General features: G+C 51.7%; 11 protein-coding genes. 10 read left to right on the top strand and 1 reads right to left on the bottom strand.

The genetic code is table 11. The annotated features are described in order from the left end of the window. Nucleotides 1-98: 98 nt before the first annotated feature. Together GRF59_RS18415 and GRF59_RS18410 are read left to right on the top strand one after the other, a co-directional pair. The gene (locus tag GRF59_RS18415) at nucleotides 99-968 is read left to right on the top strand and encodes an inositol monophosphatase family protein (RefSeq protein ID WP_160499712.1); all 870 of its coding nucleotides are present in this window, start codon (nucleotides 99-101) and stop codon (nucleotides 966-968) included. 106 nt (nucleotides 969-1,074) lie between these two features. Next, nucleotides 1,075-1,335 (top strand): hypothetical protein, encoded by a 261-nt coding sequence (locus GRF59_RS18410; protein WP_160499189.1) that lies wholly within the window; start codon nucleotides 1,075-1,077, stop codon nucleotides 1,333-1,335. A gap of 101 nt (nucleotides 1,336-1,436) precedes the next feature. On the opposite strand, the gene GRF59_RS18405 is transcribed toward GRF59_RS18410, so the two are convergent. Then, complete coding sequence (locus GRF59_RS18405) at nucleotides 1,437-1,976, bottom strand: NAD(P)H-dependent oxidoreductase (RefSeq protein WP_160499711.1); 540 nt, start codon at nucleotides 1,974-1,976, stop codon at nucleotides 1,437-1,439. A gap of 254 nt (nucleotides 1,977-2,230) precedes the next feature. On the opposite strand from GRF59_RS18405, the gene GRF59_RS18400 reads away from it, so the two are divergent. The 8 genes from GRF59_RS18400 (at nucleotide 2,231) to GRF59_RS18365 (ending at nucleotide 12,546) form a co-directional block, all read left to right on the top strand. Further along, nucleotides 2,231-2,584 carry a winged helix-turn-helix transcriptional regulator gene (locus tag GRF59_RS18400; RefSeq protein WP_160499188.1) on the top strand — a complete coding sequence of 118 codons (354 nt, stop codon included), beginning with the start codon at nucleotides 2,231-2,233 and terminating at the stop codon, nucleotides 2,582-2,584. Nucleotides 2,585-2,824: 240 nt separating this feature from the next. Next, nucleotides 2,825-4,177 (top strand): ABC transporter substrate-binding protein, encoded by a 1,353-nt coding sequence (locus tag GRF59_RS18395; protein WP_160499187.1) that lies wholly within the window; start codon nucleotides 2,825-2,827, stop codon nucleotides 4,175-4,177. A gap of 221 nt (nucleotides 4,178-4,398) precedes the next feature. Next, complete coding sequence (locus GRF59_RS18390) at nucleotides 4,399-5,355, top strand: carbohydrate ABC transporter permease (protein ID WP_160499186.1); 957 nt, start codon at nucleotides 4,399-4,401, stop codon at nucleotides 5,353-5,355. Further along, nucleotides 5,352-6,221, top strand: coding sequence for a carbohydrate ABC transporter permease (locus GRF59_RS18385; RefSeq protein ID WP_160499185.1), 870 nt, complete (start codon nucleotides 5,352-5,354; stop codon nucleotides 6,219-6,221). Before GRF59_RS18390 ends, GRF59_RS18385 begins: the two co-directional genes overlap by 4 nt. A gap of 250 nt (nucleotides 6,222-6,471) precedes the next feature. Further along, the gene (locus GRF59_RS18380) at nucleotides 6,472-8,196 is read left to right on the top strand and encodes a sensor histidine kinase (RefSeq protein ID WP_160499184.1); all 1,725 of its coding nucleotides are present in this window, start codon (nucleotides 6,472-6,474) and stop codon (nucleotides 8,194-8,196) included. Between the two features lie 48 nt (nucleotides 8,197-8,244). Next, nucleotides 8,245-9,591 carry an ABC transporter substrate-binding protein gene (locus GRF59_RS18375; protein WP_160499710.1) on the top strand — a complete coding sequence of 449 codons (1,347 nt, stop codon included), beginning with the start codon at nucleotides 8,245-8,247 and terminating at the stop codon, nucleotides 9,589-9,591. Beyond that, on the top strand, nucleotides 9,588-11,204 hold the full coding sequence (locus GRF59_RS18370) for a response regulator (RefSeq protein ID WP_237391911.1): 1,617 nt from the start codon (nucleotides 9,588-9,590) through the stop codon (nucleotides 11,202-11,204). The genes GRF59_RS18375 and GRF59_RS18370 overlap by 4 nt, the downstream gene beginning before the upstream one ends. An 85-nt stretch (nucleotides 11,205-11,289) precedes the next feature. After that, nucleotides 11,290-12,546: an SGNH/GDSL hydrolase family protein gene (locus tag GRF59_RS18365; RefSeq protein ID WP_160499182.1), complete on the top strand. Its 1,257-nt coding sequence runs from the start codon at nucleotides 11,290-11,292 to the stop codon at nucleotides 12,544-12,546. Nucleotides 12,547-12,591 lie beyond the last annotated feature (45 nt).

The raw sequence follows: 12,591 nt of genomic DNA, 5'->3' as shown, positions 1-12,591 counted from the left end.
ATTACGTATATTTTTAGAAGTATGAATATATCAGGGGAACCGGCTTTGAAAAGCCGAAGGTTTTTCTTGACGATAACACAGAAAGTAGAGTGAGAGCTTTGAACCAAGAGGATAAGACTCCTTATGTCGTGACGAGCAAAAGCTATACCGCTGTGGCGATAAATGCCGCTTCCAAAGCGGGTGAATGGATTAAAAGCAGATTGGGCACCGTAAAACAATTAAATACGAAATCGGCCGTAAGCGATCTGGTGACGGAAGTGGACAAGGGAGCGGAACAGATGATCCGCAAGCTGATCTTTACCCACTTTCCGGATCACGCGCTTCTCGGCGAAGAAGGCGTTGAGCCTGGACCGGAAGCTTCCGCAAAGGCACTGGAGAAGGTAGCGGAAGAAGAATACCTCTGGATTGTAGATCCTGTCGACGGAACCACCAATTATGTGCATGGTTTCCCGTTCTTTTCCGTTTCTATTGCACTCGCACATAAAGGTGAAGTGATCGTTGGCGTGATTTATGACCCTTCGCGGGATGAAATGTTTGTCGCTGAAAAAGGCAAGGGAGCCTATGTTCATGGCAAGCGGATGAGCGTATCCGGTGAAACGGGTCTGGAACAAAGCCTGCTGGCTACCGGTTTTCCGGTGGGACGCGACAGCACGCTGCCGGTGAATATGGCCGGCCTTGCGTATCTGGCGCCAAGAGTCCGCAACATTCGCTCGGGCGGCTCTGCGGCTCTGCATCTCGCCTACGTTGCCGCAGGCCGACTGACCGGTTTTTGGGAGATCGGACTGAATGCTTGGGATATCGCGGCAGGTGCGTTAATGGTGACAGAGTCCGGCGGGCAAATTACCGACACCGCGGGTAATCCTTACACGCTTGGCGTACGTCATGTCGCTGCTACGAACGGGGCCGTTCATGCGGAGCTGGTGCAGGCTTTGAAGGAAGCTTCGGCTACGGGCCTGGACAGCAAGTAAGTTCGGTTTCCCCGGTTATCCGGGGACGTTTCAACCCGCTTGGCGCGGGGTAAACATATCGCACAGCGCCCTTTGGCGCTGTTCAATCGCAAAGGAGTGTCTGGCTATGAGTGAAAATCATGATCTCGAGCGTCAGCTCAGTGAGATGCTAACCGAAGGCGAAATGGAAGATCGGCAGAACCGCAAGGAACAGGAGCGGGAGCTCATCTCACCAAGATATGAGGTGCGGATTCAGACCCAAATGGACCCGATCGTGGAAGAGACGCTGAAATATCGCAGTATGGCGCGGGAACTGGATGACCGGTATGACCGATATTTGGACAAAGCCAAGCAGGGAAAGCCGGATTCTACTCCCCCGAAGGAATAGATTGTGAAGAACCGCGTCATGGCATGAATAAAGCGAAAAAAAGATAAAAGAAGCGGGCAGGGTGCATATTCACCTTGCCCGTTTTTATTTTGCCGTTCCTATTAATGAACCAGGACGCGAGATGGAGTCTGAATATGCTCTGCGTAACGAAGCCCTTCTTTTTCCAAATCATCATCTTCCGCCGAGCTTACACCGTATACAACGAATGGTGGAAGGAAAATGCCGCTGCATTTGGTAACGGTTCTCTGAATGGGTCTTAAAAGCTCGCTGATCGTAAATTCATCTGCGCCGCCGGCGCGGTAGGCATTTTTCGTTCCGCCGGCCGTGGTAGCAACCATGAATTCCTTGCCGTTCAAATGCTCTCCGCCGGGCCCATAGGCCCAACCGGACGTAAATACGTCGTCAAACCATTTTTTCAAAAGGGGAGGGGAGCTGTACCAATAAAACGGGAATTGGAACACGATCCGGTCGTGGGCAGTCAGAAGACTCCGTTCATGATCCGCATTGATGTTCCAGTCGGGGTACGCTTCATATAGATCTCGTATGGTTAGGTCGTTATGCCCGTCAAGTGCCTGAATTAGCCCCAGGTTGACTCTGGAATGGCTGAGATCGGGATGAGCCACAATCACCATGGTTTTCATTTTGATCATCCTTTCGCTTGCCTTCTATAGTGTGAATCCAATTCCAGTATTCTTCAGTTTGAGGCTTTTGAAAAGTACGCTCTTTTTCCATACCAGGTCCTGAAAAACATACGGTGGATGCAGCTTGACAGGTTCGCCAGTACGGAAAAACGTACTATGTACGATCCAGAAGAGTACTGTTATAAATCGGTGTGCTTTGATAAAATGACGAAGAGGGCGAAGAGCTATGGCGGGAAGCGAGGTGAGCCGGCGAAATGAGTGCAGATGGAAGCGGTAGCGGCAGCACGGATGGGATTATGACGACCCTGCAGGTAATCGGAGGGAAATGGAAGCCGCTGATTTTATTTATACTGCTGCATGAGGGGACCAAGCGTTTTGGGGAACTCCGAAGGCAGCTTCCGAACATTACTCAAGGAATGCTGACCAATCAGCTGCGCGAACTGGAGCACGACGGGCTTATTCGTCGCAAAGCGTATCCCGAAATTCCGCCCAAGGTTGAATATTCCCTCTCCGAGCATGGAAGGACGTTAAGCTCGGTACTTAGGGATATGTGTGGTTGGGGATACGATCATAAGGAATTCATAGCAAGCTCCATACAGGAAAGATGAAGCAGGTAAACGGCCTGAGAAGGCTGTATGTCTGGATGGGTCTGCGGATATCGGATGCGAACATTTTATATATTTCATTTATACATTGAAACGCCGGGGTGAGCTATCCTCCGGTGTTTTTGGCGTGCCGTAATAATTTCAACCCTAAATCGAAAGTTTGCCTCCTCAAAATTTGCCGCTCTCTCCGGTAGACTGAATTTTGTAAACGTCAAACCTATTTTCGAGAGGGGTAAAAAGCAAATGAAAAGAGGCAAGAAATGGCCCATGCTGCTGTTGTCGCTGATGCTGACTGCATCACTCGCCGCATGCGGAGGTAAGAGCGGTACGCAGGATGCCCAGACTCCTGAGAAGACAACCGACAACAATACGACGGCACAGACGGATGATGCCAAAAAGGATTCCGATGAAAAGGTAGAACTGAGCTTTTGGTCGCTCGGAACCACCAATTATGAGGAGCTGGGCAAGGAGTACACCAAAGAGCATCCGAACGTGACGATCAAATTTCAAAACACCTCCGACCAGACGGCCCACCACAACAACCTGACCACCGCGTTGTCGGCAGGTTCGGGAGCTCCTGACATTTTCATGCTTGAAATCGGATTCATGGAGCGGTTTATCACCGCCGAGGATAAATTTTATAACCTGAATGATCTAGGTGGTAAAGATATTGCGGGAAATTACCTGGACTGGAAATGGAAACAGGGGTCTTCCAAGGACGGCAGCTTCCAGATCGGCCTTCCGACAGACATCGGTCCAACGGTCGTATACTATCGCACGGATCTGGCAGAACAGGCCGGACTTCCAGCCGAGCCGGACGCGTTCGGTAAGGAGATCGATTCTTGGGATAAATTCGCCGCCGTGGCGAAGCAGTTCAAGGACAAAACCGGCAAGCCATTTGCCGATCTGACGGATCTGGTCTACAACGGTATCCGCGACCAATCCGACGGTGAAATCTATTTTAGCAAAGAAGATGGTTCCTTCATCGGCGATAAGAACCCTCAAGTGAAGAAAGCATTCGATTTTACGGTTAAAGGCATCCAGGAAGGCTGGATCGGCAACACGCTGCTGTGGTCTCCAGAGTGGGGTCAAGCAACGAATGACGGCGGCTTCGAAGTCATGCTCGGACCTGCATGGATGGCCGGCAACATCAAGAGCAACGGGCCGGATTCCTCCGGCAAGTGGAGAATCACCCAACTTCCGGAAGGTGCAGGCAACTGGGGCGGTTCGTTCCTGACGCTGCCGAAGCAGGGCAAGCATCCGAAGGAAGCGTACGAGTTCATTTCTTGGCTGGATGACAAGGAAAATCAGCTGGAATCGTTCAAATCGAAGGGTCTCATGCCTTCCATTCCAGCGCTGTATACGGATGAAGCTTTTACAGGCTTCAAGGATGACTTCTTTGGCGGTCAGGCAACGGCTGTTGAATATGGTAAAGCGGCACAACGCGTAAAACCGGTGTACTACGGTCCGCTGCATGACCAAGTGGATACCTTCTTCAAGGATGCACTCAAAAACGTGCTCGAGAAGAAAGCCGATCCTGCGAAAGAGTGGGACGCAGCCGTCGAGAAGGCGAAAACGCTGGCGGCGCGGAGCTAAGCAATTGGTGTAGTGCTTGGTGACCGCTGCGGAAACGGATCATTCTTCCGATCGCTGCGCTGCTACAGAACGATTCCGTCCCCTCCGCTATCTATGCTCTTTAACCAACATTTAATCTTAAAATGAGACAGCATCATTATCACCCCGGTTCCGTATGGCGGAGGCTAGCCCCCTCCCCCGGCGGGGCCGGATTATTCTAGAGTACTTCATGGAGGTGCCTCATGGCAGAACCCGTAACCGCAGTTCAATCCGTTTCGGCCGGCAAACGGCCTTTCTGGACGGAGCAAAGGCGGAGCCGGTTAACGGCCTATACGTTTATATCCCCCTTTTTTATTTTGTTCGCCATCTTTGGCTTGTACCCGATTTTCTTTACGATTTACCTGTCCTTCTTCAAGTGGGATGCGCTCGGACCGATGAAATACGTCGGCATCAAAAACTATGACCTGGTCACAAGTGACCCTTTATTTTGGACTTCATTCACCAACACGCTCATTATGGGCGTCATGGGAACCATTCCGCAGCTGATCATCGCGCTGCTGCTGGCGGTCATGCTGAATTCGGCGATGACCCGTTTCAAAAAAACCTTCCGCGTTCTATTTTTCATGCCCAACATTACGTCCATTGTTGCTGTTACACTCGTTTTCAGCACGCTGTTCGGCAATAACGGCATGATCAATTGGCTGCTGAACCAAATGGGGATGGAGAGCATGGCCTTCAACTCCGGCTGGTGGGGCGTGAAGATCGCCATATCCACGATGGTGATGTGGCGCTGGACGGGCTACAACGCCATCATTTTCCTATCCGGTCTGCAGAGCATTCCGCTGGATTTGTACGAAGCTGCACGCATCGATGGTGCGAACCGGCGTCAGCAGCTGGCTTACATTACCCTGCCGCTTCTGAAGCCGTTCATCGTATTCGTCACGCTGATCTCGACGATCGGCTCGCTGCAGCTATTTACGGAGCCTTACGTATATCTCGGGCAGTCGGGAACCGGCTCCACACGCCAGGAAGGCATCACCATGGTCACGTATCTGTACAGTGAGGCATTCCGCAATGGTTTCTTTGGCACGGCGGCGGCTACAGCGGTCATGCTGTTCATTATTACCATCATTTTCTCCATGATCAACATGTGGGTTTCGAATCGTATGGAAGGCGACACGGGAGGTGGCAAGGCATGAGTTCGAATACATTAACGGCTTCCTCCAAAGCGCCAGGCGATAGCGGCATTGTCAGCAAAACTTTGTTTTATTTGCTGCTGATCATCGGTGCATTGGTATCTATTTTTCCTTTCTACTGGATGTTCGTCGTTGCGACCAATGACCGCGGGGCCGTCTTTCACATTCCGCCGTTGCTGACGATCGGTGGCGAGTTCTTCCATAACTTTCAGCGGGTGCTGGAACGGACGGATTTCTTTCAGGCTTTGCTAAACTCGCTGTTCGTGTCGTCGATGGTCACGATATCGGTCGTGTTCTTTTGTACGCTTGCCGGATATGCCTTTGCCAAATTCGAGTTTCCGTTTAAAAATGCGCTGTTTTACTTCGTCATCGCAACGTTGTTCGTCCCCTCCCAGCTGAGCGTGCTGCCAACCTATATCATTATGGCGAAGCTGCACTGGATCGACACATACCGCGCGCTGATCGTGCCGGCGATGGTCAACGCCTTCGGCATTTTTTGGATGAGACAATATGCGGCAACGGCGGTGCATTCGGAGCTGATTGAATCCGGACGGATCGACGGGGGAGGGCATTTCCGCATTTTCTGGAGCATCGCTGTTCCGGTCATTACGCCTGCGATGGCAACACTCGCCATCCTGAACTTTATGAATGTATGGAACGATTTCTTCTGGCCTCTGGTCGTCCTGAAGAACAGCGAGCATTTCACCATTCAAATTGCGCTGCAGCAGCTCTTCTCCAACCGTGACGGCTTGGATTACGGCATGATCATGTCCGCGACCTTTACGGCCACGCTTCCGCTGCTTATTGTGTTCCTGCTGTTCAGCCGCTGGGTTATTGCCGGTCTCACCTCCGGTGCGGTCAAGAGTTGAAACGATTCATGCAGATCATACGGATTGGAGTAAAGCTGACAAATCGCTTCCAATCCGTTTATTTCAAGATGATAGAATCTATAAATTTCAGCGAAGCTGAACCATTGTATAATCGCAAGAAAAATAACATCTTAATGCGATCTGTCTCCTGTGAAAATACGACGATAGATATTTTTCTTGTGCAAGGAATTATTAACATGATGAAGAATAATAGAGTGAAGCCACAGATCAGGGCGCAGGAGGAAATGCCATGAAGCTCCGCCGTAAAATCTTGCTTGCTATTATTCTTCTTGTGTTTATACCGGTCATCGTCATGGGCGTCGTCACGTATTATAATTTTTCGAACGCCATGGAGAAAAAATCGAATAACTTCTATTGGATCTCACTCCTTGAGACGGACCGGAAATTGAAGTTTGCCCTGAACGAGATCAATTCCATCTCGAATGCCGCGATCACGCAGCCCGCGATTCAGCAGGCCCTGAAGAATCAGGACTCCATCATGACGTATGACCGCAAGCAGGAAATCAATAATTTGCTTATCAATCACCCGATGATTACTTCATTCAGCCTCTACTCCAAAACCAATCTCATCTATCAATACAATGCGCCCTTGTCTTATGCAGATATGCAGCATCAAGTCTGGTTCAATGACATGGAAAAAGCCGAGGGCAGGCCGGTCTGGTCCGGTCCGGGGGAGAACGGCTCTGCCGAGATAGGCAAGCCGGTCATGATTCATGCAAGAATCATCAAGGACTATTATTCGCTGGAGGATATCGGCTATCTCGTCATTTACGTGAAGCCCGATATATTGGATCAGGTATTCTGGGAATCCGCCACCTTGAAGAGCGGGGATATTCTGCTTGTGAACAAGCAGGGCAGCGTCGTTTTTAACAAATCCGGCGGTCATGTCGGAGAAAAGGTGCATTTTCCTTTCCTTACGGATGGATTTCATCAGGATAAGGATTACTACGTGGACACCTACCAGCATGAAAAATCATTGATCACCTTTTTGCCGTCTCATAATGAGCAGTGGTATTTGGTCGCGGTAACCCCGCTGAAGCTGATCCGTTCCGAATCGGTTTCGATCCGCAACATTGCCGTGATTCTGGTACTGTTTTCGCTGCTGTCGGCCTTATGGTTCGACCAGTTCTTTATCCGGAGGCTTGTCCGCAGCCTGATCAGCGCCGTTAACGGCATGAAACGGGTGAAGCAGGGCATCTTCGTGCCGATCCAGTCCCATGTGGAGCGCTTTGACGAGACGGATCTGCTGATCGACGGCTTTAACCGCATGAGCCAGCAGATTCAGGAGCTGATCCAGCAGGTCGAGACGGAACAGACGCGCAAAAAAGAAGCCGAAATGCAGGCTCTGGTCGCCCAGATCAACCCGCATTTTATATATAATTCCCTGGAATCCATCAATTCCATGGCGGTCCTGGGAGGAAACCGGGATATCAGCAAGATGGTCATCTCGCTTGGCAAGCTGCTGCGCATCAGCATCAGTGAGAACCACGAGCTGATCACGATGAATATGGAATTCGAGCATGTTCGCCATTATATGAATATTCAAAAATACCGTTTCGAGGATCGCTTCGAGTACGAGATTGATCTGCCTGAATCACTGAGGACTTTCATGACGCAAAAGCTGATTGTCCAGCCGATCGTGGAGAATGCCCTGTACCATGCGATTGAGCCGATGGAGGAGAAAGGCTATATCCGAATCACGGCACGGGATGCCGGCAATGACATTCTGATCGATGTGACGGACAACGGACCGGGATTCGATCAGGTTACGCTCATGCATCTGGGGGACGAGAACGCAGGCGGCGTGAAAAAATACCGCGACAGCGGCGTGGGGCTGAAAAACGTGCATGAACGCCTCCGCATCCGGTTTGGCGGCCATTACGGCATTTTCATATGCTCTTCACCAGGCTATGGGTCAACCATCCGCATTCGACTGCCCAAAATCATGCCATAGATTGCACAGCCGAGTGAAAAGGGGGAATGAGCCGTGAAGAAATTACATATGAAGAAATGGCTGAACTGGAGCTGGGCTCTATTGTACGCAGCGGTGCTTACCGTCACGGTCACATTGGTGGCACGGGGCAATCACAGCGCGATCGAAGAGGATACCACCGAAAAAATCACGCTCACCTTCCGTCACTTCTGGATTGCCGAGCATGACCGTCCGATGCTGAACATTTTCGAGGATATCGTCCGGCAGTATGAAAGCGCCCATCCCAATGTGAAGGTGAACTTTGAGGGGATGGACCAGACGATCCACCGGGAACAGAAGCTGAAAAGCGAGATGGTGACCGGTACGCCGCCGGATATGTTCGTGCTCTTTGGCGGGGCGGAGATTGAACCGTATATCCGCTCGAACCGTCTGATGGATTTGACGGATTTCGTGAAGAACAACCATCTGGAGAGCGAATTCAAAGACCTGCAGTTGTGGACCTTTAACAAACGGATTTACGGTCTGCCGATCGAAGGCAATGCGGAGCCGCTGTATGTGAACACGGAAATTTTCAATAAGCTGGGCCTGGCGCTGCCCGAAACGCTCAGCCAGCTCAATGAGGCCGTAAAGGTGCTGAAGGAAAACGGGTATATTCCGTTTGCGCTGGGGAATGAAGACCGCTGGCCTGCAGCGATTTTCGCTCATTATCTGATGGAGCGATACAGCGATTCCAAACAGATGGATAATATCGTTCAAGGGAAGAACGGAGCAGCCTTTCAGAACGGCGGGTATCTCAAAGCTTTTGAACAACTTGAGGAATGGGGCAGGGAGGGAGCCTTCGGGCCGTCTCCCAATGATCTGTCGACCGAAGAGGCTATTGATCTGTTCACGCATGGCAAGGCGGCAATGTACCTCAATGGCAACTGGGACATCACCTTATTCCATAATGAGCAGGCGCCGCCCGCATTTCAAAACGAGGTTGGCGTCATTCCGTTTCCGGCGCTGAACCCTGGTGGGCAGCGGTCCATGGCAGGCGGATATACTTTCGGGATCGGGCTCTCCTCGAATCTGACGGAAGCGCAAGAAAAGGCTGCTTTTGAGCTGATGCAGGCTTTTTACTCCAAGAATGTCCAGGAGCGGATTGTGTACGAAGGCCTGCGGATTCCATCCATGAGGATCGATTTTGATGCCCAGAAGACAGGACCGATTTTTACGCAGGTCACGGGTCTGATGGAACAAACGGCTCAGACCTTTGTCCCGTATGACAACATTTTATCGCCAGAGGTAAAGCGATCGTTTTTGGCCGTTGTCGAGCAAATGATCAACCACCAAATCTCGGCAAAGGATGCGCTCGCCCGGATGGATGAGTCACTGCAGCAGTACTGGAACCTGCGGAGCAGCTCTATTGTGAAATGAACCTGGAACAGGGGGTGAAGAAGATGGGAACAGCAGCCAAATATAAGGTCATTCTGGTGGACGACGAGCCGATGATCCTGCGCAGCCTGCAGGCCGCCATAGGTTGGAATGATCTCGGCCTTGAAGTGGTCGGAACGGCTAGAAACGGGGAGGGAGCCCTCCATCTGATCAGCGAGCATTCGCCGGACATGATTATCAGTGATATCCGCATGCCCGGAATGGACGGCATTGCCCTGATGAAGGAAGTACTGACAGGCAGCCCGAGGAGGATATTTATCGTCATCAGCGGTTACGGCGAGTTTGAGTACGCCAGGGAAGCGCTCCGGCAGGGCGCATTCGATTATCTCCTGAAGCCGATCGACCACGATGAGCTGACCGGGATGCTCCAGCGCGCGGCTGCGCAGCTGGATGCCCAGATGGAGAGCGACAAGCTGCTGCATTCCGTGCAGGTGCTGTCCGTGATGGCGCGGGAGCGGATGTTCTCGGAATGGATCGAAGGCAACGACCGGCCGCTGACCTATATGCAGTGGATGGAGCACAGTGAGCTGGAGCAGGACTATTTTATGGCGGTAGTACAGCTGGATCACTATCTCCGCCTGAATGAGCAATGGCTTATGGATGAGAAGCGGCTGTGGCTGTTTGCAATCCGCAATATTTTAGAGGAATGGTCCCTGCAGCACGGCGGGCTGACGGTGTTCCCTTTTCACAGCGGCGAATGGATCATTCTTTTTCCTGAGGAGCTGCAGGCGGATAAGGCCATGCTTGGCAATGATCTGATCTATCAGATCAAGAGGTATTCCAAACTGAGCTGCTCTGTCGGAATCAGCCTGGGAAACAAAGGGATTCGTCAGCTGAGCACAGCGTATCAGAGCGCAACCCGGGCTCTTTACCAGCGCTTCTATTCCGAACAGGAAGGCGTGTTCATTGATCAGGAAGGTTCGGGGCAAGATTCGCAGCCCTCGGATCTCAAGTATCCCAAACATCTGGAAGCGGCTCTGATTGAAAGCGTACGCACGCTAGATTCGCTGCGGCTGGGATCGCTTTTTGATGAGCTTAAGCTGTACATCGAGCAGCATGCTGCGGCGAAGGAGGCGGCTGAACGCCTGCTCGTGGAAATCGCGGTTGTGTTGTACAGACAGATGGAGTATGCGAACCTGCTCGCGGAATGGCCGCTGGACGGTCTGATCCAGGATCTGCGCGAGGCCGAGAATTTGAATGAGCTGATCGGCATGCTAAAAAAGGCATTCACGAGACAGATGGCAGAAAGCCTCCGCAACCAGGTGAAGGAGGACGGCCACTCGCTGGTTGAAAAGGCAAAGCTGTATATCATGAATCATTATCCCAAGGATCTGAGCATTGAGGAGGTGGCGGAGTTCGTCGATTTGAGCATCAGCCACTTCTGTACGCTGTTCAAGCAAATGTCCGGATATACCTTCCTGGAATACTTGACGGAATGCCGGATGGAGAAGGCCAAACATATTCTGAGGAACACCAGCGTAAAGGTGTATCAGATCGCGCCGATGGTAGGCTATCAAGACCCGAAATATTTTACGCAGGTGTTCAAGAAAGCGACGGGCCGCACGCCTTCCGAATTTCGCGAGGAAACGGGTTAACCCTTCTAACAGAAGATGGTAAACTAGAGAGAGCCCTGCACCGCAAAGGCAGCACGGGCTTTCATTTGTGAGAAGGAGTGATTGGATGCGGAATTCTTTTAAAAAGTACATATCGACGGTATCGGCCGCGGTATTGTTGTCGTCTATGCTGTTGGGAGCAGCCTCGGCAGCGCCGAATGCCCAGACTAGCGCGAAGCAGCCGTACCGCATCGTAGCTCTTGGCGATTCGTTGACGGTTGGTTATGAACCGGGCAAGAGCGAAACGGAGCGGCCTTATGGCTTCGTGGACCGGCTGCAGGAGCAGGCTCTTCTTCATGGCCGGGCGGAGACGGTAAACGTCGGCATTGCCGGACTGAAAAGCGGAGGGCTGCTGAATTTCGTGGAAGCGGTGAAGAAGGGGCAGGCCATCACGGCGGATGAGATTCAGCCTAATCTCCCGGATCCGCGAACACCTCAAATCGGTGCAGCCGTCGCGCAAACGAAGACGGACCTGTCTGCCGCAGACGCAATTACAGTTACGATCGGCGGAAACGATATGTCGGAGCTGTTGAATACGGCGGGCAAGCTGAGCGAAACGGATCTGCAAACACGCGTTGACCAATTATTCAAGCTGTATACGGACAGCATGGGCGTCATTGTGGCCGACCTGCATGAACTGAACCCGGATGCACTGATCGTGGTCGCCGACCAATACCAGCCGATGCCGGAGATTGCGGACAGCGCGTTATATCCGAAGCTGGAGAAGACGGCCGAAGCCTTTACCGGTGTGATTGATAAGATGGCGGCTGATTTTGGATCTAAGGGCGTGAATGTAAAGATAGCGCATGTCGCCAAGGAATTTGTCGGCGGGGAAGGCACGATGACTCATATTATCAAGGACAGGGACATTCACCCCAACCAGCTTGGATATGAAGCGATGGCGAAAGTGTTCTCCGAGACGATCTGGGGCAGCTATACCAAGCTCACGGCGCATGAAGCGGGAAGCCCGATGGGCATTATCGTGAAAGGCAAAGAACTGAACACACCTTACAAGCCGGTGATCCGCCAGAACCTCAACTTCGTGGCCATCAAGGATATCGTGGACGCCATTGGCGCAACATCCAAATGGGACAATAAAACATCCAGTGCAACCATTGCCTATGAAGGTCACACGGTTGTCATTACAATCGGCTCCAAAACGGTGAAAGTGGACGGTCAAGCGGTGCCGGTCGACGCAGCCGCCTTCCTGAACATGGTGGGCAAAGAATCGAAGACTTACGTGCCGCTGGCGGCGCTGGCTTCAGGCCTGGGTCTTGACGTGCAGTACGTATCCAATCTAAGAACGGTCTTTATTAATCCATAATATAGCTCGAAAAGCATACTAAAGAAAAAACCAGCTGTTCAAGGC

It is taken from the genome of Paenibacillus dendrobii (assembly GCF_009807035.1).
Taxonomy (GTDB): Bacteria; Bacillota; Bacilli; order Paenibacillales; family Paenibacillaceae; genus Paenibacillus_AQ; species Paenibacillus_AQ dendrobii.
Note: the sequence above shows the minus strand (reverse complement) of the source record. Positions and strands in the feature narration are given on the sequence as shown.